Raw genomic sequence first — 23,259 nt, 5'->3', positions numbered from 1 at the left:
TGCCTCCCTGCGCCTGGCGGTGGGGCGGGGCGCTGCCCGGGTGACGACAGGCCCTCCGTGCCGGGGCCGGGTGAAGGTAGAGTGCCGGCCCGTGTCGCGCTTCGTGTCCTGGTGGCTCTCTTCTTTCGTCTTCATGGCCTCGGCGGCGAACGCCCAGGCGCCAGCCCCCGCTGAGCCACCGTCCGCTCCGTCCGCGACGCTGCTTCCCGCCGCCGCAGCCCCAGCGAGCGCGCCCGACACGCCCGACACGCCCGCGCCCATCGTCGTCGCGGTGCTGATGCTGGAGTCCAACGAGGCGGGCAGCGACGCGGCGCCGGGCGTCACCTCGCTCATCACCTCGCGGCTGGCGGAGTCGCCCCGGCTGCGCGTCCTGTCCCAGTGGGATGTGGAGTCCGCGCTGGACGACGAGCACCAGCAGCAGCTCCAGGGCCTCAAGTCCTGCGAGCGCGGGGACTGCCTCCAGGAGCTGGTGGCGCTCACGGGCGCCCGCTACGTCGTGGCCGGCCGGCTGGACCGCTTCGGCGACCAGTACCTGCTCACCGCCAACCTGCTGGACGCCGTGGGCGGGCGGAGCCTGGCCCGGCCGCGCGCCGAGGCGCCGGAGTCCGAGGACCTGCTGCGCACGGCGCAGGCCGTGGCGGATCAGCTCTTCGCCGCGCTCGTCCCGCCCGAGGAGTCCGTGGTGGCCCGCCCCCTCCTGGGCGGCTCCTCGCGGACGGGCGGCGGCGGCCTGCTGCTGGGCCTGCGCGTCAACAACAACTTCATCGACAAGCTGTCCAAGGTGAACCCGGGCGGCGACATCGAGGTGGGCTACTGGTTCCACCCTGAATGGGTCGGCTTCCTCCAGGTGGGCTTCAGCTACGTGCGCTCCACCCAGGAGGGCGTGCGCAGCGGCCTCAACGTGCTGCCCAGCGTCGTGGGCGCGCGGCACTACCACAACGTGGAGAAGTCCCTGCGGCCCTACTGGGGCTTCGGCCTGGGCGTGCAGCTCTCCTTCGGTGACTTCGGCATCTTCCAGTCCACCGGGACGCTGCCCACCGTCATGGGCTTCGCGGGCCTGGAGTACCTCGTCGCCGGTTCGGTGGGCTTCCAGGTCGAGGTGGGCACCAACGTCGCGCAGGCGGTGATGGGCCTTTCGGAATCGAAGCTGGGCGACGGCCTCAACCTGGACCTGAACGCCGGCATCGCGTACCACTTCTGAGCTTCGGAGCCCCCATGTTCCCGCGAACGCGCGTCCTCTCCCTGATTGCCCTGCTCGCCCTGACGGGCTGTGATGACGAGACGCCTCGCGTCAAGCCGAAGGACCACGCGGAGGGCCTCTACGTCAAAGGCACCGCCGAGTACCTCCAGGGCCACTTCGAGGCGGCCCTGGCCTCCTTCGACGCCATGAAGCAGATTGCCCCGGACGACCCGCGCCTGCCCGCCGCGCGCGGCGAGCTGTACCTCTCCATGGGCCGGCTGACGGACGCCGCCGCCGAGTTCCAGGCCGCCCTCGAGCTGGAGCCCAAGCGCTCCACCAACTGGAGCCGCCTGGGCTTCATCCAGGCGCAGCTCGGCCAGGTGGAGGAGGCCCAGAGCTCGCTGCGCAAGGCCCTGTCGTTGTTCCCCCAGGACTTCAACGCCCTGGAGTCGCTGGGCGACCTGGACCTCAAGAAGGGCGACCACGACTCCGCCGTGCGGCACTTCACGCTCGCGTCCAGCGCCGCGCCCTCGCCCGAGCAGAAGTCCGCGCTCGTCATGCGCGCGCTGGACGTCCTGTCCTCGCAGGAGCGCTACCCGGAGCTGCTGGCCGCGGCCCAGAAGGCCGTGGATGACGGCATCCACACCGCGGAGGTGCTCGCCACCCTGGGGGACGCCCTGGTGCGCGCCGGCAACCTCACCGAGGCCGCCAACGCCTACCGCGACGCCGCCAGCCGCGCGCCGCGGGACCCCACGCTGTGGGAGCTCGTCGGTGAAATCAAGACGAAGCTCGACAAGCCCGGGGACGCCATCTCCGCCTACAAGGAGTCCCTGCGCGTGAAGGACCGCGCCATCGTCCACGTGGCGCTGGCCCGCATCTACCTGGGGATGAAGGACAGCTCGGCCGCGAAGGAGGAGCTGGCCGCCGCGCTGGAGTCCGTGTCCGGCCAGGACATCCGCGAGATGCGCGAGCTGGCCAGCCTGCTGGCCACCATGGACCGCAAGCCGGACGCGCTGCGCATCCTGTCCACCCTCAGCGCGGAGCAGGACCACGCGAAGGACACCGAGCTGCACGTCGCCACCGCCCGGCTCGCGAGCGAGCTCAAGGACACCGGCATCCTCCAGGCCGCCTGCGCGCGGGCGACCGCGGCTGACGCCAGCCTCAAGAAGTGCCCCTGAGCCACCCCCGGGCCAGCAGCCGGCCCGGGGCGGGGGAGACTATTGGGTGCGGCCGCCCTGGAGCTTGCGGTACACGCCCACCACCTGGCCCAGAATCATGGTGGACCGGAACTCCGCGCGGCTCACGTAGATGGGCTGCATGGTGGCGTTGGCCGGCTGGAAGCGGATGCGGTCGCCTTCCGGGTAGTAGCGCTTCACCGTGGCCTCGTCCTCGATGAGCGCCACCACGATTTCACCCGGCTGCGCGGACGGCGTCTTCTTCACGAAGAGGTAGTCCCCGTCGTGGATGCCGTCGTCAATCATCGACTGGCCCTTCACGCGCAGGGCGAAGACCTCGCGGCCATTCACGCCTCCGAGCAGGAAGCTGTCGATCTTGACGGAGTCCTCCATGTTCTCCTGCGCCAGCAGCGGCGCGCCGGCGGCCACCTTGCCGAGCAGGGGAATCTCCACCATCCCCGAGTCCTTGCGCGCCCCCAGGCCGAGCAGCAGCCGCGCGCGCTTGGTGGGCACCAGGGAGCGGCTCTGCTGCTCGCCCCGGTTCAGGTAGCCCTTGCGCTCCAGCGCCTTCAGGTGGTCGTTGACACCGTTCGTCGAGCGGATGTCCATGTGCTCCCCGATTTCGCGAATCGTCGGCGGGAAGCCCCGGGTCTCCGTCTCCTTGACGATGAAGCTGAGAATCTCGCGCTGGCGTTCCGTGAGCTCTTCCATGCGCTCCCTCACTCGTCTGCCGTCCTGCCGGGGAGTCGTTCCCCCCAGGCAACAGGCTTTCAGTGTCACTCTCCCTGAACAGACGTGTAGAGTCAACTCGTCCGGTGTCGCGCCGCGCACTCCGGGTACGCGCCGCTTCGTCCTGTTTCTCACTTCTTGAGGCGGGGGGGCGAACTCGACGTACACTTCCTCCGCTTTGTCCGAGCTCCGCCACACACTGCTCTTCGTCGACGACGAGGCCGACGTCCTGGACATCCTCACGCGGATGTTCCAGCGCCGGTACCGCGTCCTCACGGCCCGAAGCGGCTCCGCCGCGCTGGAAATCCTGAGAAAGGAGCCGGTGGACGTCCTCATCACGGACCAGCGGATGCCGGAGATGACGGGCATCGAGCTGGTGGCCACCGCGCGCGCGGAGGGCTTCGACGTCACCGCGCTGCTGCTGACGGGGTACACCCACCCGGACGACATCATCGCGGCCATCAACCAGGGGCAGGTGTACCGGTACATCACCAAGCCCTGGGACGTGAACGACCTGCTCATCACCGTGAAGAACGCGGTGGAGTACACGCAGCTGCGCAAGGACAAGGAGCGGCTGATCCGCCAGCTCCACCAGCGCGTGGAGGCGCTCTTCGTCCTGTACGAGGTCAGCCGCGCCAGCGCGAATGATCCGGCCAGCTACGACAACATCATCGACCGCGTGCTCATCGCGGTGGCGCGCGTGCTGCCCTATGACTGCGGGGCGGCGCTCATCGCCCCGGACGAGGCCCGCAGCGCCACGCTGCGGCTGCGCTGCCAGGGCATGGTGGGCGAGCAGGCGCTGCTGGGCGTGAAGGAGTCCATGCTCGGCGCCTACCGCAAGAGCAGCGGCCTGCTGCTGCCGGAGGACCGCGTCATCACCCGCGTGGCGGGCACCACCACGCGGGACGCGGCGGCGCCGTCCGTCTACCCCAGCCAGCTCACCGTCAACCTGGTGGCGGGCGGGCGCCCGGTGGGCATGCTGTCGCTGTTCAGCCAGAAGCCGGACGCCTTCTCCGAGGACGACGGCGTGCTGCTGGACGTGCTCGCCAACCAGACGGCGGACGCCATCCAGTCCCTGCGCTCGGCGGAGGAGGAGGCCCGCCACCGCATGGAGCGGATGGTGGAGTCCATGGCGGACGGCGTGGTCCTCACCGACGAGAAGAACGACATCGTGGTGATGAACCCGGCGGCGCGGCGCCTCCTGCACGCGGGGGAGGACCCCGAGGAGCAGACGACGCGGCTGATGGAGGAGCGCCTGGGCTTCCAGCCCTTCCACCTGGTGCGCGGCTGGGAGTACGGCGGCGGCCAGGTGCTGCGCGAGGAGGTGAAGCTCTTCGAGCGGCACGTCCAGACGACGGTGACGCCGGTGACGGACGCGCGGGGCACGCTGCGCGGCGTGTGCGTGGTGCTGCGCGACATCACCGAGCAGAAGCGCCTGGAGGAGCGCAAGGACGAGTTCGTCTCCATGGTGAGCCACGAACTGCGCACGCCGCTGACGTCCATCTCCGGCGCGCTGGACCTGGTGCTCAACTTCATGGCCGGCGACATCAACGAGCGGCAGCGCCGCTACCTGTCGCTGGCGCGGGACTCCACGGAGAAGCTCAACGCCATCGTGGATGACCTGCTGGACCTGTCGAAGTTCGCCAAGGGCCGGCTGCGGATGAGCTTCGAGGTGTCGTACCTCGACGAGCTCGTCCAGCGCGTGGTGGAGAAGTACGGCCCGGCCTTCGGCGAGAAGCGCGTGCTGGTGAAGCCGGTGCTGCCACGCCACCCGATGCGCGTGGTGGCGGACCCCAACCGCCTGGACCAGGTGCTCAACAACCTGCTCAACAACGCGGTGAAGTTCACCCCGGAGGGCGGGGAGGTGCGGGTGGAGGTGCACGCCACCTCCAGCCTGCCGGGCTACGTCGTGATCTCCTGCTGGAACAGCGGGGACCCCATCGCCGAGGAGAGCCTGGAGCGCATCTTCGACCGCTTCGAGCAGGCGCGCACCAAGGCCAACCGCACCGTGCGGGGCACCGGCCTGGGGCTGGCCATCTGCCGCAACATCGTGGAGGCCCACGGCGGCCGCATCTGGTGCGAGCCATGCTCGGACGGCGTGCGCTTCATGGTGGTGCTGCCCACCGAGCCGCCGCCGGAGCTGCGCCGCACCGACGACGTGGCGGACGCCATCCAGCTCCCGCGCCGGCAGGAGAGCCGGGGGCGGGTGCTCGTCATCGACGGCGAGCCGGAGGTGGCCTTCATCGCCAAGGCGCTGATGTCCGCGCGCGGCTACGACGTGCGCCTGGCCTTCAACGCGGAGGACGGCCTGGCCGCCGCGCGCCGGCACGAGCCGGACACGGTGATGGTGTCCGTGCGCCTGCCGGACGTGGACGGGCTGCGGCTGGCGGAGATCCTGAGGCACGACCCGGAGACGCGCCGGGCGCCGCTGCTGGTGACGTCCGCCTTCGACGAGCGCCAGCGCGCCTTCCGCGCCGGCGCGGACGCCTTCCTGGTGCGCCCGCTGGCGTCGGACAAGCTGCTGGCCACGGTGGACTCGCTGGTGCGGGGACGCCAGGGCCCGGCGCACGGCCGCGTGCTGGTGGTGGATGACGACGCGAAGATCGCCGCCATCTGCCGCGAGGTGCTGGAGAACCTCGGCTTCGACGTGGCGCTGGCGGGCTCCATCGAGGAGGGGCGCCGCTCCCTGCGCGAGCGCCGTCCGGACGTGGTGCTGCTGGACGTGACGCTGCCGGACGGGGACGGCTTCGTCTTCCTGGAGGAGATCAAGGCGGAGAGCGCCGGAGGCCACATCTCCGTCATTTTCATCTCCGCCCGCGCGGAGACGTCCTCCAAGGTGCGCGCGCTCAAGCTGGGCGGCGACGACTACCTCACCAAGCCCTTCGACGCGCTGGAGCTGGGCGCGCGCGTGGAGAGCGTGATGCGGCGCAAGGAGCAGGAGCTGTCGGCCTCGCCCACCACGCAGCTTCCGGGCTCCACCGCCATCGAGCGCGAGGTGCAGCGGCGCCTGTCGCTGCGGCGGCCCTTCGCCTTCTGCTACCTGGACCTGGACAACCTCAAGGCCTACAACGACTACTACGGCTTCGCGAAGGCGGACGGCGTGGTGCGCCAGACGGGGGACTTGATGCGCGAGGTCTTCGCCCAGGACGGCGCGCCCGGGGACTTCCTGGGCCACGTGGCGGGGGACGACTTCGTCTTCATCACCTCGCCGGAGACGGTGGACCGCATCTGCCAGAAGGCCATCGAGACGTTCGACCGCATCATCCCGCTCTATTACGACCGGCAGGACCGGGAGCGCGGCCACATCGAGGCGGAGGACCGCTACGGGGAGAAGCGGCGGTTCCCCATCATGAGCGTGTCCGTGGTGGCGGTGATGACGGACGGCGCGCAGGACCACGCGGAGCTGGCGCGGCGCGCCGCGGACATGAAGAAGCGCGCCAAGGCGATTGCGGGCTCGGTGTTCCTGCGCAGTGACCAGGAGCGGGTGGTACGCTCCGTGGCCGGATGAGGCTCTACCAGCAACTCGTCCTGTTCATGCTCGCCGCGACGGTGCTTCCCCTGGCCGCGGTCGGCTTCCTGTTGCTTTCGCGCGCGGAGGCGGAGCTGGCCGCCCGCATCGACGCGGAGCAGCGCGCGCAGGCGACCGCCACCGCGGAGTCCGTGGGCGCCACCGTGATGGAGGTGGTGGACGCGCTGGCCCGCTCGGCGGAGCTCATCGACTGGCAGGCCGCGAGCGACGCGGAGACGCAGGGCGCGCTGCGGCTCCTGTATGGCCAGTCCCCGGCGGTGAGCGCGGTGCTGAAGCTGGACGCGGAGGGCCGCCCGCTGGGCGCGCCCGTCTTCCGCGCGCGGGCGTTCGACGGGCACCCGGCCTTCTCCCCCGACTCCGTGGACAGGCTGGTGCGCTCCATCCCCGTGCAGACGCTGCGGGGGGGCGGCAAGGGCCAGGCCGCGCTGGGCAGCGCGTACGTCCACGCGGAGGAGGGGCGCTCGGCGGTGGCCGTGGCGGTGAAGCTGGCGGAGGGGGACGGCGCGCCCTTCGCCGTCGCGGAGGTGGTGCTGCAGCCGTTGGAGGCGGTGCTGCGCCGCCGCCTGGGAGACGGGCTGGGGCGCATCCACCTGGTGGACGAGGAGCGCCGCGTGCTCGCCAGCACCGTGCCCGAGCGCCGGGGCCAGGTGCTGCCGCCGGAGCTGGGCGCGCGCCTGCTGGCCCCGGCGGCGCCGCTGGCGGAGCCGGTGCGCAGCTTCCGCGTGGAGTCCCCCGCCCGGCGCGTCAGCGTGGCGCGCGTGCCCCATGGCATGCGCTTCGACGTGCTGGTGGAGGTGGACGAGGCCGCCGCGCTGGCGCCCGTCCACGGCATGCGGCGCACGGTGCTGCTGTCCATTGGCGCCACCTTCCTGGTGCTGCTGGGGCTGGGCGCGCTCTTCACGCGCCGCCTCAACCTGCGGCTGGCGGAGGTGGTGCGCGGCGCGGAGGCCTACGGCCGCGGCGAGCTGGACACGCGCGTGAAAGTCACGGGCCAGGACGAGCTGAGCGAGCTGGCCACCACCTTCAACCGCATGGGCGAGGAGCTGGAGGCGGCCCGCGCCCGGATGCTCCGCTGGAACGATGACCTGCGCGTCCGCGTGGACGAGGCCACCGCGGAGCTGAAGGCGGCCCAGGCGCAGCTCGTGGAGGCGCAGAAGCTGGCCGCGGTGGGGCAGCTCGGCGCGGGGGTGGCGCACGAAATCAACAACCCGCTGGCCGGCATCCTCGGCAACGTGCAGTTGCTGATGTTGGACCGCGGCGCCGCGGACCCGGACCTGGAGTCGCTGCGGAAGATCGAGCAGAGCGCCAAGCGCTGCAAGGAGATCACCCAGAACTTGCTGCGCTTCTCCCAGCAGCGCGAGCGCGCGGAGCTGCGGCCGGTGGACCTCAACGCCGTGGTGCGCGACGCGCTCACCCTCACCGAGCACCAGGTGCGCGGCGAGGGCGTGGTGCTCACCAGCGTGCTGGAGGACGGACTCTCGCGCGTGCGCGCGGACCCGGGCCACCTGTCGCAGGTGGTGCTGGCGCTGGTGTCCAACGCGCGCACCGCGATGCTGAAGTCACCGGACAAGCGGCTCACCCTGCGCACGGGCGAGGCCGACGGCTTCGGCTTCCTGGAGGTGGAGGACACGGGGAAGGGGATTGCCCCCAGCCACCGGCCCCGCATCTTCGAGCCCTTCTTCACCACGAAGGACGTGTGGTCCAACGTGGGGCTGGGGCTCAGCGTGGCCTGGCGTGTGGTGACGGAGGCGGGCGGGAGCATCGAGGTCCGCTCGGAGGTCGAGCAGGGCAGTTGCTTCACCGTGAAGCTGCCGAAGGCGTGAGGGCCCTCCGCTGGGCCTGTGATAGCTAACGAGGCTGCCCATGGCTGATTCCCGCCCATCGCGCCGTCAAGCGCCCTTCCTCATTGGCCTCGCGCTGATTCTCGCGGCGCTGCCGGTGGGGTGGTTCGTCTTCCTGCGCCAGCCGCCACCGCCGCCCCCTCCGCCCGTGGCGCCCCCCGTCGTGGAGGCGCCGGCGGTGCACAAGCCGCTGGAGCTGGAGCTGACGCAGGTGTCCGGCAAGGTGGAGGTGCAGAACACGGACGGCACGTGGCGCGAGGCCACGGTGGGCACGACGCTGCGCCGCGACGAGCGGGTGCGCACCGATGACGGCTCGTACGCCATGCTGATTGGCGGCGAGGCGGTGGAGGTGCACATGGACCCGGGCACGGAAATCTCCGTGGACGCGCTGACCGAGTCGCTCTCCCGCATCCTGCTCCAGCGCGGCATGGCCACCGCCGTCGTGCGCCCGGGACAACGGCACACCTTCGAGGTGAAGGCGGCGAACTCGGACGCGACGGCCACCTTGCAGCAGGCCGGCGAGTTCACCATGAGCAACAACGGCGAGGGCACCGTGGCCGTGGGCACGCGCGAAGGCGAGGTGACGCTCGTGGGCCAGGGCAAGGTCGTCATCGTCCGCGCCGGGCAGCAGGCCGTCGTGCGGCCGGGACAGGCGCCGTCGGAGCCGTCCGCCATCCCCACCAGCCTCCTGCTCAAGGTGGACTGGCCCACCGAGCGCACCCGCCGCCAGCGCGAGCTCGTCGTGCGGGGCCAGGCCTCACCCGGCAGCCGCGTGCAGGTGGATGGCGTCACCGTCACGTCCGATGCGGAGGGAAACTTCCAGCGAAAGGTCGTCCTGCGCGAGGGCCGCAACACGGTGGACGTCCAGGCCCACGGCGTGGGGCGCACCCGACAACAGGACACCAAGGACGTCGTGGTGGACACCACACCCCCGCCCCTCAAGACGGATACCGAGAACATCTGGAATCAGTAGCACCAGCACCCGCTCCGCAGCCGTGGAGGCGAGCGGGTGTTCGCCTTGACCCATGGCGAGGGGGCTCCCTACACTCCCGGGAGGAGTCATTCCTGTTCAAGGGCAATCCCGGGCGAAAGCCCGGGTGCGCAAAGCCGCGGGGCCTGAAGTCCGGCCGGCCGTGACCGCCGTGGGAAGTCAGCACCGGAAGGGTTCCGGGCCCACTGCGCCTTGAGCGAGGCGTGGGTCTTCGTTTCGGAATCCCCGGGAGGTCCTCTCCGATGCTGCGGACACTGGCCCTGAGTTGCTGCCTGCTTTCCCCGCTCGCCTTCGCCTCCACTCCGGAGCTCCGCACCCTGACAGGCACCCTGCAGGTGGTGGCCGGGGGGCCGGGGGACCAGACGGACCCGCACGTCAGCGGGCCGCTGGTGGCCTATACGAACGAAGCCCGAGGCACGAGCGAGATTCGCTACCACGACCTGAAGACGTTCGTGGACGCCGCCATCCCCAACGGCGGCGCGTTCGACTTCGTGTCGGACGTCTCCGGCGGCACCATCGTCTTCACGCGCGTGAGCACCTCCAGCGCCATCTATACGTTCGACGTGGGCGTGGACTCGGCGCCCCGCGAGCTGGCGCCGGAGGCGGGGAGCAGCCGCCGCTCCGCGGTGATTGGTGGGCGCACGGTGGCGTGGCAGGACTTCGGCTACACCGGCGTGACGTCGCAGCCGGAGCTCGCCGTGTATGACCTGGACCAGGGCACGCTCACGCGGCTCACGGACGACACGTTCCAGGACCGCACGCCCGCGGTGTCGCCGGATGGCTCGGCCATCGTCTGGGCCAAGTGCGACGAGCAGGGGCTGCGCTGCGACATCTGGCAGGCGCGGCGGAGCGCCCACGGTTTCACCTCGCAGGCCCTGACGGGCAGCGAAGGCGAGGAGTCCCAGCCGGACACCAACGGCGACATCGCCGTCTATGCCAGCACGCGGACCATTGAGGGCGTGACGGACCGGGACATCTACTGGAAGCCGCTGAACGGCGGCGCGGAGCAGCGGTTGGCGCTGCCGGGGATGGACGCGAACCCCAGCATCAGCGGCTCGCTGATCGCCTTCGAGCGTAGGGATCCGGCGAAGAACGACTTCGACATCGTGCTGTATGACGTGAGCACGCAGACGCTCTACGCCATCACCGAGACGCCGGAGAACGAGAGCCTCACCGATCTGAGCATGGACGCGGACGGCACGGTGCGCGTGGTGTGGACCGTCTCGGAGAACGGTGACTTCAACGTCCATGCCTTCACCTTCAGGCTGGATGACGCGCCGGGCTGCAAGCTCGCGGCGGTGGACGCGCCTTCGCCCGAGGAGGTGTGTACGCGGCCGGGCGCCTGGCCGCTGCTCGCGGCGCTGGAGGTTGCGCGCACCAGCGGTCAGCCCAACGGCGTGGCGCTCGGCTTCGCGGGCACCGGTGACGGCGTGCTGTGCGTGGACAACGGCTACAACGGCCAGGACTCCACCGCGGGCTGGGTGTGGATCAACGGCCGCGAGCTGGTGGACCCGTCCCGCTTCAAGCAGGGCGTCGCGCTGGTGGCCACGCGCGCGCCGCTGGATGGTCACAACTCGCTGGCGGCGCTCATCTCCGGCAGGCCGGGCAGCGCCTTCCGGCTCCGCGTGTATGCACCGCCCACCGTGTGTCAGCCCGTGGCGGACGCGCCCACGGGAGCGCGCGTCATCCCGGGGCGCGCGCTGAAGCCGGTGTCATCTTCGTCCTCCTCGGTGTCGCCGGTGACCTTCGTCGCGGAGGGGCCTGGGCGCGACGAGGCGCTTCGGGGCTGTAGCACAGGGGGCGGGCCGTTGACGCTTTCCGGGGTGATCCTGTTGCTGGCGTGCTGGCTTCGGCCGCGCGCGTCGATGCGGAAGGCGCTTCGGCACAGCGAGCGCGCCCTGTAGACTGCCTCGGCCCTGAACCGGTTTCTCCTCCTCGGATGGTTGTTGCTGTGTGCCCCGGCCTGGGCGGACACGCTCGAGATTCTCGGGCCGTCGTCCGCCGTGGCGCCGGATGGATTCCCCGTGGCGCTCGTCCGCAAGGACGCCGCGGGCCGTCCGGTTCCGATGGGCAAGCCCTCCGTGCGGGCCGACGGCGCGGAGCTGCGTGACGGCGCCGCGCAGCCGCCGCTGCGCACCTACGTGGTGGTGCCGCGCGCGGGCGCCCGCGACGTCGTGGTCCGCGCGAGCGTGGATGGCCTGGAGGCCCGCGCGCGCTACGTGCTGGGCCCGCCGGCCGCGGAGGTGCGGCTCTCGCTGGAGCCCCCCGCGCCGGTGAAGGGCAGGGACAAGGAGGCGCGGCTCACGGTCCAACTGGTGCGGCCGGATGGCACCGCGGATGACAGCGGCGCGCCGCCCGTGGTGCGGGTGAGCGTGGGCCGCGTGGAGGGACTGGAGCGGACGGGGCCGGGCACGTACCGCGCGCGTTATGTCCTGCCGGACACGCGTTACCCCGAGGTGGCCATCCTGGTGGCCTTCTCCGCCTGGCCCAGCCCGCAGTCGGTGCACGGGGCCTACGGGCGCGTGCTCGTGCCGCTGGCCGCGTCGGTGAACCTGCCAGGGACGACCGAGCCCGACGCGGAGATCGCCATCGACATCGCGGGGCGGACCTTCGGCCCGGTGGCGGCGGGCCCCGACGGCCGCTTCCGCGTGCCCATCATCGTGCCGCCCGGACATCGCATCGGGCAGGGGCGGGTGGTGGACAAGGTGGGCAACGTGCGGCGGATGCCCATTGACCTGCGGCTGCCGCCCACGGACGGTCTGGCGTGTGTGCTCCAGCCGCAGCGGCTCCCCGCGGACGGCGTGTCCCAGGCCCGGCTCGTCTGCGCGACGAGTGACGCGATGGGCCTGCCGGTGGAGGACGCGCGCGTCACCACGCAGGTGCGTCACGGCACCCTGCGGGGCCCCACGCGCTCGCCAGGCGGCCTCTTGGAGTGGCGCTACACCGCGCCGCGGACGCTGGCGGACGACGAGCGCATCGAAGTCGCATGGCCGCAGCGCGGTCCCGGCTCGCGCGAGACGCCGGCGTTGGAGTTGGTGCAGGGGCCGGTCGCGGAGAGCCGCATCGAGCGGGCCGAGGCGCTGGTGCATTACGGGGCTCGCACGCGCGTGGCGGTGACGGCGCGCGACGCGTTCAACCGGCCTCGGCCGGGGGCCACGGTGGAGCTGCGCGCGCCGGTGGGGGCCTTCACGCCGCCAGAGGAGCCGCGACCCGGCGGCTTCATCAGCGACTGGACGCTGCCGGCAACGGGCGAGGCGACGGAAGTGGACCTGCATGCCCGCGCGTGGGGGCCCGCTGGCACCGAGCCCGCGCGCATCACCGTCTGGCGCACCGACGACGAGCTGTACGCGGGCGTGTCCGACCTGGCGGGCCTTCCGGTGCCGGAGCAGCCGCTGCGTGTGAATGGCCGCGAGGTGACGACGAGCTGGGATGGCACGGTGCCTCTGGGGCCGGCGCGCCCGGCGACGCTGGAGATTTCGCACGGGGTGTGGACGGGCCTGACGCGGACGGTCCACGTGTTGGGTCCGTTGGGGCCCGTGTTCCCGCTGGAGGGCCCGCTGGTGCCGTCCGACGCGACGGTGCGCGTGCGGCTGGCGCCCGAGATTCCGGTGAACGTGCGCCTCACGGTGAGCGGCACCCGCGTGACGTACTGGGTGGAGGACGCGAACGGACAGGTGCTGCCCGGGCGCGAGGTCTTCGTCTCGCTGACGGGCGGTGAGCGCGTCGAGGCGCGGGTGGAGGGCGGGCGCACGTCCTTCACCGTGCGCGCGCCGGGGCCGGTGAGCGTGTCCGTCGCGGATGTCGCCACGGGCGTCACGGCGCTGGCCGAGGTGCGCCCATGAAGCGCGCGCTGGCCTGCCTGTTCGCCGCCGCGTGCCTGCTGCCCCTGGGCGTCCGTGCGCAGGCGCTGTCGTTGGACACGCCGTCGCAGGCCTCCACCATCGCGGGCCGCGTGTGCCAGGACCTCGACGGTGATGGGCTGTGCGGCGCGGACGAGCCGGGACTGCCCGACGTGCGCCTGGTGCTCACCACCGGCCGTGAGGTCCGCACGGACGCGACGGGCCGCTTCCACGTCACCGGTGTCGATTCCCGCGTGCCCGACGCGACGGGCGGACTGCACCTGCGGCCGGGACGTCACCGGTTGAAGGTGGATGCGCGCTCGCTGCCCGTCTCCAGCCGCGTCAGCCCGGAGGCTGCGACGGTGGAGGTGCCCTGGGGCGCGGTCGTCCTCCAGGACTTCGCCGTGCGCAGCGTGGCGGTGGAGGCCGCGCCCGTGCGGCTCTCCTTCACCGAGGCGCCGCCCGTGGCGGAGGTCGCGCCGGGGCAGGGCGCCGTGCGCTTCCGCGTGGCCGGGCAGGCGGCGGCCGGCGACGTCGTCACCGTGGCGGGTGTGGCGGCCCAGGTGGACGCGAAGGGCGCATGGCAGGCCCAGGTGCCGCTCGTGGCTGGAGAGAACCTGCTCCCCATCACCGCCTCGGGGGCCGAGGGCGCGGTGCGCCTGTACCGCCAGCGCGTGGACGTGGTGCCGCGCGACGGTGGGTGGCTGGTGGCCCCTCGGCCGATGCTCCCCGTCGCTTCGCTACGGCTCCCCGCCGGGCGGGACTCGGCCGCGGCCAGCGGCACCTCTCGCGTGCAGGTGGAGGCGCCCGCGGGCACGCGCATCCACACCCCCGAGGGCGAAGTGGTGGTGGGGCCCGAGGGCCGCGCGGATGCCGTGGTGGTGCTGTCGCCGGGCCGCAATCAGGTTCCCGTCCGGCTCACGTTGCCGGAGGGCCCGCCGCGCGAAGAGACGTTGGAGATCGCCGCGTCGGTGCGTCCCTTCGCCGTGGGCCTGCTGGACGTGGAGGCCACCTACGCGCTGGGGAGCGGCGGCGTGCAGCTCCGCGGACGGGGCTCCGCGCACGCGGAGCTGCGGCTGGGCGCGGTGGACGTGGTGGGCGAGCTGGACCTGCGCGACACGGATGGGCGCACGCTGAACGGCGCCAGCCCGCCGGACTGGCTGCGCCCGCGCGTGCCGGAGCGCTTCGACCGCGCCGCGGACCCGGACCTGGCGCCCGCGGAGTGGGGCGACGACTCCGTGTCATTGACGCCCAACCCCACGGAGGCGCGCCTGCGCGTGGAGGCGCGTCACGCGGAGCACGGGCGCGCGGGCCTGGGGACCTACCGCGCGCGGCTTCATGACCGCGAGGTGGGCCGCTACCACCGGCCGCTCTTCGGGCCCTACGCGGAGCTCCAGGCGGGCTCGGAGCAGGCACGCGTGGGCGTGAAGGCGTTTGGCGGGAGCCTGACGGACCCCGTGCGGCAGGTGTCCGCGGTGCCCGCGCACGAGGAGCTGCGCGCCACGGGCGGCAGCCTGTACTACCTGGGCGCGGCCTCGGTGGCGGAGGGCTCGGAGCTGGTGCGCGTGGAGGTGCGGGACGGCGTCACCGGCCTGCCGCTGGGCGAGCGGCACCTGATTCGCGGCGTCGACTACGACATCGACTACTTCGCGGGGCGCATCCTCCTGGCGCGTCCGCTGTCGTTCCTCGCGGGGGAGGCCTGGCTGAGGACGAGCGCGCCCACGGAGGCCCCGGAGCCGGTGCTGGTGGTGGACTACGCGGCGCTGCGGCTCGCGGACTCGGGCGACACGGCGGGGGGCGAGGTCTGGGCGGAGTGGCGCGGCGCGCGGCTGGGCGTGGGCGCGGTGCGCGAAGGCCGGGAGGGCCAGCCGTATTCGCTCTACACGGGCCGCGCGAGCACGGCGCTGGGCGGCTACCGTGTGGCGGCGGAGGTGGCGTCCAGCCGCGGCACCGCCGTGGACTCTTCGTTCTTCGGTGTCTCGGATGACGGGGGCCTCAGCTTCCTGCGCCCCCGCCCGGAAGCGGGCACCGGCGCGGAGGCCGTGAGTCTCCAGCTCTCCGGCCCCGGGCTGCACGGCGAGGGGACGGTGGACGCCGCGTTCCGCCTGCGCGGTCGAGGCTTCTCCGATGGCGCGCACACCGACGCGGCGCTCTTCCGGCAGTCGTCCCTGCGGGTGAGTCAGCCGCTGGGCAAGCTCCGGTTGACGCTGCTGGCGGACGAGCGGCGTTCGGCGGACCCGCGAGCGCCCTTCATGGACTCGCCGTTCTCCGCTCGCGTCCTCGCCGCCGGTGTCGGGTGGGAGGAAGCGCGGTGGGGCGTGCGCGCCGAGGTCCGGGACTCGCGACTGAACGCTGCGCGGGTGGCGGGCGTGGGGCCCACGCTCTTCGGTGGCCGCACCTCCGCGGGCGTGGCGGGCTCGCTGCGGGTGTTCGAGCGGCTCCAGCTCCGCGCCGCGCACCGGCAGGCCCTGGCGCTGCATGGTGAGGGGCCCGGACGCTTCGATGACACCTTCACGTCCGCGGGCGTGGACGTGCAGGTGGACCGCGACACGCGGGCCGGCGTGTTCGGTGGCTGGGGGCCGGAGCTGGGGCCCCGGGCCTGGGCGAACGTCGAGTCGCGGCGAGGCCAGGACGTGTTCTACGGCGGTTACTCCGTCGACGTGGACGGGCCCGACTTCGGCGCGGGCCGCACGCTGACGGGCGCGCGCACCGAGCTGCCGGGGAGCGGCACCGCGCTGTTCGTGGAGGACGTGGGCTCACACGACGCCACGGCCGTGCGGCTGGCCCGCGCCGTGGGCTTCCAGCAGCAGGTGAGCGGCGGCTTCAGCGTGGGCGCCCGCTACGAGCGCGGTGTGCGCAGCCTGCTGGACGTGGGCAGCCCGCTGGAGCGCGAGGCCGGAGGCGTCTTCGGGCAGCTCGTGTTGCCGCGCCTTCGCCTGGATGGGCGCGTGGAGCTGCGCCGGGAAGAAGGCACGCCGGAGCGAGGCTCGGGCGTCGCGGTGGACCGGCTCCAGGCGGTGGTGGCGCTGGCGGCGCAGGCGCGGTTGCTGGAGGACCTGACGGCGTCCGGCCGGGTGGACTTCGCGCGCACCGTCAACGCGGACGTGCTGGAGACGCGGCTGGTGGAAGGCTACGCCGCGGTGGCGTGGCGCCCGGGGCCCTGGCTGGTGGTGGCGCGCTACGGCATCACCCGCGAGCTGCTGCCGGGCGTCCGGTCCGCCTTTGGAGACCGGGCCTTGCAGACCTTCTCCCTGCTGCCGGCCGTGCGCCTGGGGGACCGGCTCTCCGTGGCGGCGGGCCTGCATGCGGGCCGCACCCACGTCGAGGACTCGGCGCGTTGGGTGTGGACGGGAACGATTCGCCCCGCCGTGCGTGTCGTGGGGGGCCTGGAGGTGGGGGCCGAGCTGGCGCGGCGGACGGCGTCTCCCGAGGGAGAGCGGCTGAGCGCGGTCCGCGCGGAGGTCGCCTACCGGGTGGATGAGCGGCTGCGATTGGCCACCGGGTACACACTCCTGGGCTTCAGCGGCTTGGGTTTGACCCCCGGCTCGTCGGACAATCAGGACCGGCTCTATTTGCGAGCCGAAGTGGCCTACTAGGAGCAAGCCGTGCGTCGCCTCGTCATCATCAGCCTCTGCCTGGGTGTGGCCAGCGCGGCACGCGCCGAATGGGACGTGACCGAGGTGCCAGGCATCGCCCGCTCGGTGGACGTCTTCGCGCCGGGCGTCTACGCGGTGTCCACGTCGACGCAGACGGAGCTGTACGAGAACGGCATCCAGTCCGCCGTGTTCCTTCACAGCGACGTGTTCGGCACCTTCCTGTCGCCAGCGGGCTGCTTCGCCGTCGTCGTGCGCCCGGGTGACATCATCAGCCACCAGAACTGCCTGGCTGCCGGCAACATCATCCCGCCAGACCCGGTGAACACCGTGGTGGGCGTCCGGCGGGTGAAGCACACCCCGTCGGGCACGGGCTATGCCTCGGTGGCCCTCTCCGGTGGCGGCCTCTCCCTGCTGACGGCGCAGGAGGGCGTCGAGGGCGCCACGCCCTGGACCTCGCTGGACATCGGCGCGGGGCTGCTGTCCCCCACGGACGTGCTGGGCGTGGCGGAGACGGCGGACGGGGCGCCCCATGCCCTCTTCAGCGTGACGGGCGTCTCTCGCACGGAGCTCCTCTGGTACACGCGGGACGTGCGTCAGGCCCAGGTGTCGGTGCCGGCGCCGCTGACGAGCCAGTCACCGCGCACGGTGGACCTCTTCGCGGGAACGGGCCCCCATCCCATCGCGCTGTTCGGCAACGCGGACGGCTTGTTCCGGGGCGCGTTGGACCCCGCCGGGACGACCTTCTCGCCGGTGATGCTCCCCGACAGCATGTCGGTCAGCATCACCTCGGTGGACGTCAACACCGGCCACGGCAGTCCCCACGGCGAGGGCTTTGGCCTGGCGGTGGGGGTGGGGGCCAATGGCGAGCCGGCGGTGCTGGGCGCCGTGCCCGCGAGCAGCGCGGACAACGCGGGCCTCCAGTGGCGGTTCCACCCGGCCTTCGAGGGCTCGGCGCTCCCGGGCGCGTCGCAGGCGGTGCCGCTGGAGGTGTCGTGCATCGGCGCCGCGTTCTGCCTGTTCATCCTGGACCAGCCGGGCTTCAACGTCGTGACGTACGTCAACGCCCACGCCCCGGTGCTGGACGTGGGGTCGGCGCCCATCGTGGTGGAGGAGACGGGCTCCGCGGCGGCCCGCTTCACCGCGACCGACGCCGACTTCGACGCGGTGCGTGTGTCGGTGGATGCAGCCGCGTCCCCAGGCGGGGACCTGATTGGCGTGAACATCTTCGAGCACCCGGATCAGCTTGACGTGACGCTCGTTCCTCAGCGGCCAGTCTGTCGCGACGAAGAGGGTGAGCTCCGCGTCTTCGCCTCGGATGGGCTCGCTTCGCACGACGTGTCGTCCACGGTGGCGTTCCGGGTGGTGAACACGCAAGGCCCCGCGCGGCCCACGGTGTCGCCCTCGCGGACGACGACCCTCGCCTCGGGCGAGCCGATTGTGTTCACCGCGCGGCCGGCGACCGAGGCGTGTCCGGCGGTGCGGTACACCTGGGCCCCCGTCTCCGGTCAATCCGGGGCGCCGCAGCTCACCCACGACGGGGGCGCGCAGGCCACCTTCACGCCGCCCGACGTGGTGTGCCAGTCGTCGAACGCCAGCTATTCGTATGAGGTCCGCGGCGTGGACGAGGGCGGCGTGGCGTCCAGCACCCCCGCCATCTTCACCGTGGACGTGGAGCCGTGGGGCCGGCCGATGGCGCCTTTCGGCCCGGGCGCGACGCGGACGCTCACCTCGGGCGATGGCGCCAGCGTGGACCTGGTCCCCGACGCGCTGCACGCCTGCGTTGGCACCCCCGGCCTGCCGACCGTCTTGACGGAGTGGCGGCTGACCGACGGCGCTTCGGGCCTGCCCGCGGGCGTCACCGTGCGCGCCGCGGATGGAACGCCGGTGTCGCTGGAGACGGCCGTGGGGACCGAGCGGCTGCGCGTGGAGGCCGCGGAGTGCGCGCACGGGACGCTGTCCCTCACGGTGAGGAACCGGATGTCCATCAACGGCGGCGGCACACAGGAGGGCCCCGAGGCGGAGCTTCGCGTCCAGGTGGCGCCGTCGCTGGAGGACGTGTCCACCGGCAGCCTGGAGCTGGGCGTGGTGCCTTCGGGAGATGGCGCCGTGGACATCGCCCTGGACACGTCGCTGAACTGCGTGGAGGCGCGCGCGCTGAAGGCCCGGGTGTTCCTGGAGACGCCGGCGGGGGAGGTCCTGGACTCGGCGGTGGTGCCGGTGCCCGGGACGTGGCGTCCGGCGCTCCCCCCGTCCTGCACCGCGGCGTCCTACCGCGTGCGCGGGGAGCTCTTCGACGACAGCGAGGGCCCGGTTCGCGAAGGGGGCCGGGCGTCCGCGGAGGTGCCCAACCAGCCCCTCCCGGCGCGGCTCGGCGCGTTGGAGGCCGGCACGCTGGTAGCCCGCTGTGGAGAGGGCGCGAGCGCCACGTTGACGCAGACGATTCCGCCCGAGGCCTGTGGCGACGTGGCCCTCTCCTGGTCGCAGGTGTCAGGGCCCGCGCTCGCGGAGGTGGCCCTGGCGGGCCCGAGCGTGACGGTGAGCACGCTGGAGACGGGGCTGGAGGCGCTGGTGGGGCAGTCCATCACCTTGCGCGTCCTCGCCGACGCGGGCGGGGGCAACACGGCCAGCACCGAGCATGTGCTGACGATTGGCTCCGAGCGCTTCGTGGACGTGCGGCACACGACGGAGTCGCCCACCGCGTCGGAGAAGGGCCTGGTGGGCGTGGTGGTGGCGCTGCGCAACACCACCGGGTGCGAGGTGGGCGGCCTCCGCTACCTGGAGCGGGTGGAGGGGCTGGAGTGGGTGCCCGGCAGCGTGAAGCTGGATGGCGCCGGCGTCGAGGTGCGGGCGGTGGACGGGGGCTTCGTGCTGGAGGACCTGCGCCTGCCCGCCCAAGGCGCGCGGACGCTGACGTACGTGGGGCGCTCGACCCTGTTGTCCACGCCTCGGCTGGACGGCGAGGTGAGCCTCAACGGCGTGCCCGTCTCCGGTGACGCCGGGCGTCCGGCGCCGGTGTCCGGGTGTGGCTGCTCGGGCGGCGGCTCGGGGGCGGCTGTCTTTGGCCTGGCGGCGCTGGCGCGGGTGCTGCGCCGCCGGAAGTAGGGCGGCTACAGGCCGAAGCTGATGCGGTGGCGGCGGCTCGGCGTGTCGGGCCGCTCCTCCAGCACGCCGAGGAGCTCCAGCGCGCGCAACGTGGCCAGGGTCTGCCGCTCGGGCAGGTCGGTGAGGGAGAGCAGGTCCTCCACCGTCTTGCTGCCGTCCGCGTAGGCCAGCACGAGCGCCTGGGGACCTTCCAGCTTCAGCTCATGCAGGCCGTACGGCGCGTCCGCGGTGGGGAACAGCCGGCGCGTGCGCGGCACGTGCTGGCGCAGCGTCACCAGCGTCTCCGTCTTCGCCACGCCCTCCAGCACCAGGTCGCCAGGGAACACGGACAGCTTCACCAGGTCCGTGCGGCGGGGGCGCATGGCGCTGAAGCCGAAGCGGCCGTCCTTCCAGGGGAAGGTGGACCAGATGATCTCCTTCACCTGCTCCTCGAGCAGTTGCTTGCGCCGGGCCGCGTCCAGGATGCCCAGGCGCAGCATGGCCTCCCCCGTGCGCAGGCCGTGCTCCTTCGCGAAGGCGGCGACCTCGGCGAGCCGGGCGTCGGACAGCACGCCCTGGCGGACGCAGAAGCGGCCGAAGCGCTCGGCGGCGAGGTTGGACGCGGCGTACACGATGCGGCCGGACTCGAAGTAGACGACCTTGAGCACCTGGCCCTGCTGGAGCTTCAGCTCGCCGTGGTGGCGGGACTCGTAATAGGCGTTGAGGAGGCGCGCGAGGGTGGTGTCCCCCAGGACGCCGCTCAGGGACCACTCGGGCAGCGCGCGCCGGGGAGAGGACGGCGTCGGGGCCGCGGCGGATTCACTCCACACCTGCTCCCGCCTGGCGAAGGGCAGGGGGAGGGCGTGCTCGGCGTCGGCGGGCTCGGGCAGCGGGTCCGTACTGGGGACGACCTGGAGGGGCTCGGCGGCCTCTTCGGACTCGGGGGGGAACTCTTCCAGCACGATGAGGTCCTCGGCGTCGAGCAGCTCGTCCAGCAGCACGCTCTCCGCGATGGGCGGCGGAGCGCGGGGTTGAGGTGCAACGCCACCGGCCTGCTCCAGGGCCTCCATGACGGTGATGAGTTCGAACGGCTTCTCGAAGAAGGTCCGGGCGCCGTGGACCTGCACGGCCTCCTGGGCGAAGCGGTCCCCCTTGTACACGCCGCTGACGGCGATGGCGGGGATGCCGTGGGCGCGCAGCGCGGCCAGCACCTCGCTGCCGCGGATGTCCGGGAGCAGCAGGTCCACCAGGGCGGCGTCCCAGGGTTGTCCGGGGCCGAGCGCCTCCAGGGCGGCCTCGCCGGTGGATGCGGCCTTCGCGTCGTGGCCACGGCTCTGCGCCATGGCGACGATGAGGGAGGCCAGCTCGTGGTTGTCTTCGACGATGAGCAGTCGCGCCATGGGCGCGCAGACCATAGCATCCGCGTCATGGACGTTCAGGGCTTCCACCACGTGGCCATCCAGGCGCGGGACATCGAGCGGGTCACCGGCTTCTACCGAGACCTGCTGGGCTTTCCCGAGTTGACCCGCCACCTTCGGCCGGACGGCTCCCTGCGGAGCATCTGGGTGGGGGTGCCCGGGGGCGGCTTCCTGGCCATCGAGGCGGCGGGCGGCGAGCCAGTGCCGACGCCGTTCCGGCACGAGGCCCCGGGCCTGCTCCTGCTGGCGTTCCGGATCCCGAAGGCCGCCCGGTCCGAGGTCGTGGCCGCCTTCGCCAGCGTGGGCGTACCGCTGGAGCATGAGACGCGGTGGACGGTGTACGTCCGGGACCCCGAGGGCAACCGCGTGGCGCTCAGCCATCACCCGGAGGACTAGCGCACCGTGCCAGGGGTGCGGGTCTGCTTGCGGACGGGGATGGGGCGCGGCTACAAGCGGGCCCCATGCGCCTGGGTGAACAGCTCCTGAAGGATGGTCTCGTCACCGCCGAGGGACTCGAAGAAGCGCTCGAGGCCCAGGTGGTGCATGGCGGGCGGCTGGGCACGAACCTGGTGGAGCTGGGGCTGCTGTCCGAGCAGGACCTCGCGAAGACGCTGGGGAAGCTCCACAACAGCGCGTTCGCGTCCGGGGAGATGGTGCCGGACCCCAAGGCGATGGAGCTCGTCTCCTCGAACCACGCGGACGACAAGGAGTACCTGCCCATGCGGGTGGACGCGACGCGGCTGAGCATCGCCGTCGTCAACCCGCACGACTTCACGACGCTGGATTCCATCGCCTTCAAGACGGGCAAGCGCGTGGTGCCGGTGGTCATCCCCGAGTTCCGGATGAACCAGCTCCTGCGCCGTTACTGCAAGGCGTTCCGGCCGCTGCGCGCCATCGACATGAACGCGGTGCGGCCCCGGCCCGCGCCGGGCTCGCAGGCCGAGCTGGCGAAGGCCGCGGAGAAGCCGCCGGACCTGATGAGCGAGGAGGAGTTCCAGTCCGTCTACGCCTCCGCGCTGCGCGGTGGCGCCGACTACGAAGGGGACATGGGCGAGGAGGAGATCATCACCGGCGTGGAGGTGCTGGAGCCCGCGCCCGCGCCGGTGGCGCCCGTGGCGCAGCGGCCGGCCGCGCCCGTGCCTCCTCCGGCGGCTGTTCGTCCGCAGGTCCCCGTGGCGCCGCCGCCACCGCCGCAGGGCATCGTGGTGCCTCCGCCGATGGCGCAGCCGCCGGTTTCTCCGCAGGTGCACGCCGCGCCGGTGGGTGGTCCGCAGGCTCCCGCCGTGCCGGTGGGCGTACCGGGCGGTCCGCAGGTTCCCGCCGCTCCGGCTGGGGCGATGGGCGGTCCTCAGTCGCCCGCGCAGGCCGCGCGTCCGCCGGAGCCGCCGCCGACGCCGCTCACCTTCGCGGAGGCGCAGGCGGAGCTGGCGCGCAGCTCGGACCGCGAGGACGTGGCGCGCACGGTGCTGCGCTTCGCGCTGGGCAAGTGGAAGCGGAACCTGCTGCTGTCGGTGCAGGGCAGCCTGGTGACGGGCTGGCACGGCATGGGGACGGGCGTCCGCGACGCGGTGGTGCGCCGCATCGGCGTGCCGCTGCGGGAGCAGAGCACGTTCCGGCTCGTGCGGGACACGCGGTCGCACTACATCGGCCCCGTGCGCCGCGACGCGGCCATGGGCGTGTTCTACAAGCTGCTGGGAGGTGGCTTCCCGAAGACGGCCGTCATCCTGCCGCTGCTGGTGCGCGGCAAGGTGGTGCACCTGCTCTACGTGGACAACGGCCCGGACCAGCTCACGCCGCCCGACGTGGGCGAGCTGCTCATCCTCTCGCAGAGCGTGGGCCGCTCGTACGAGGCGATGATGCGGCGCCGCAAGAGCGCGTAG

Annotated in this window: 13 protein-coding genes; 11 read left to right on the top strand and 2 right to left on the bottom strand. The window is 72.6% G+C overall.

From position 1 onward, the window contains the following. The first annotated feature begins 40 nt into the window (after nucleotides 1–40). Both MYMAC_RS22040 and MYMAC_RS22035 read left to right on the top strand, forming a co-directional pair. On the top strand, nucleotides 41–1,201 hold the full coding sequence (locus tag MYMAC_RS22040) for a hypothetical protein (protein WP_095961658.1): 1,161 nt from the start codon (nucleotides 41–43) through the stop codon (nucleotides 1,199–1,201). A 14-nt stretch (nucleotides 1,202–1,215) separates the two neighbouring features. Next, complete coding sequence (locus MYMAC_RS22035; RefSeq protein WP_095959517.1) at nucleotides 1,216–2,358, top strand: tetratricopeptide repeat protein; 1,143 nt, start codon at nucleotides 1,216–1,218, stop codon at nucleotides 2,356–2,358. 39 nt (nucleotides 2,359–2,397) lie between these two features. Here MYMAC_RS22035 and lexA read toward each other — a convergent pair whose 3' ends face one another. Continuing rightward, nucleotides 2,398–3,066: a transcriptional repressor LexA gene (lexA, locus tag MYMAC_RS22030; RefSeq protein ID WP_013941049.1), complete on the bottom strand. Its 669-nt coding sequence runs from the start codon at nucleotides 3,064–3,066 to the stop codon at nucleotides 2,398–2,400. 196 nt (nucleotides 3,067–3,262) lie between these two features. On the opposite strand from lexA, the gene MYMAC_RS22025 reads away from it, so the two are divergent. From MYMAC_RS22025 to MYMAC_RS21995, 7 genes are all read left to right on the top strand, one after another. Continuing rightward, nucleotides 3,263–6,592: a response regulator gene (locus tag MYMAC_RS22025; RefSeq protein WP_095959516.1), complete on the top strand. Its 3,330-nt coding sequence runs from the start codon at nucleotides 3,263–3,265 to the stop codon at nucleotides 6,590–6,592. Beyond that, nucleotides 6,589–8,436 carry a sensor histidine kinase gene (locus MYMAC_RS22020; protein ID WP_095959515.1) on the top strand — a complete coding sequence of 616 codons (1,848 nt, stop codon included), beginning with the start codon at nucleotides 6,589–6,591 and terminating at the stop codon, nucleotides 8,434–8,436. Before MYMAC_RS22025 ends, MYMAC_RS22020 begins: the two co-directional genes overlap by 4 nt. A 40-nt stretch (nucleotides 8,437–8,476) precedes the next feature. Continuing rightward, nucleotides 8,477–9,427, top strand: coding sequence for a FecR domain-containing protein (locus MYMAC_RS22015; protein ID WP_095959514.1), 951 nt, complete (start codon nucleotides 8,477–8,479; stop codon nucleotides 9,425–9,427). A 260-nt stretch (nucleotides 9,428–9,687) separates the two neighbouring features. Beyond that, entirely contained in the window at nucleotides 9,688–11,349 is a 1,662-nt protein-coding gene (locus MYMAC_RS22010; protein WP_095959513.1) for a TolB family protein, read from the top strand. A gap of 42 nt (nucleotides 11,350–11,391) precedes the next feature. Continuing rightward, entirely contained in the window at nucleotides 11,392–13,287 is a 1,896-nt protein-coding gene (locus tag MYMAC_RS22005; protein ID WP_204816883.1) for a hypothetical protein, read from the top strand. Further along, the gene (locus tag MYMAC_RS22000) at nucleotides 13,284–16,880 is read left to right on the top strand and encodes a flagellar motor protein (protein ID WP_095959511.1); all 3,597 of its coding nucleotides are present in this window, start codon (nucleotides 13,284–13,286) and stop codon (nucleotides 16,878–16,880) included. The genes MYMAC_RS22005 and MYMAC_RS22000 overlap by 4 nt, the downstream gene beginning before the upstream one ends. A 9-nt stretch (nucleotides 16,881–16,889) precedes the next feature. After that, the gene (locus MYMAC_RS21995) at nucleotides 16,890–19,982 is read left to right on the top strand and encodes an MYXO-CTERM sorting domain-containing protein (RefSeq protein WP_095959510.1); all 3,093 of its coding nucleotides are present in this window, start codon (nucleotides 16,890–16,892) and stop codon (nucleotides 19,980–19,982) included. Between the two features lie 5 nt (nucleotides 19,983–19,987). Here MYMAC_RS21995 and MYMAC_RS21990 read toward each other — a convergent pair whose 3' ends face one another. Next, a complete protein-coding gene (locus MYMAC_RS21990; protein ID WP_013941041.1) occupies nucleotides 19,988–21,376 on the bottom strand; it encodes a DUF4388 domain-containing protein in 1,389 nt (462 codons plus the stop codon). A gap of 12 nt (nucleotides 21,377–21,388) precedes the next feature. Between MYMAC_RS21990 and MYMAC_RS21985 the strand changes: the two genes are divergently transcribed. Beyond that, entirely contained in the window at nucleotides 21,389–21,775 is a 387-nt protein-coding gene (locus MYMAC_RS21985; protein WP_013941040.1) for a VOC family protein, read from the top strand. A gap of 65 nt (nucleotides 21,776–21,840) precedes the next feature. Then, on the top strand, nucleotides 21,841–23,259 hold the full coding sequence (locus MYMAC_RS21980; RefSeq protein ID WP_095959509.1) for a GspE/PulE/PilB domain-containing protein: 1,419 nt from the start codon (nucleotides 21,841–21,843) through the stop codon (nucleotides 23,257–23,259).

The organism is Corallococcus macrosporus DSM 14697, from assembly GCF_002305895.1.
Taxonomy (GTDB): domain Bacteria; phylum Myxococcota; class Myxococcia; order Myxococcales; family Myxococcaceae; genus Myxococcus; species Myxococcus macrosporus.
Note: the sequence above shows the minus strand (reverse complement) of the source record. Positions and strands in the feature narration are given on the sequence as shown.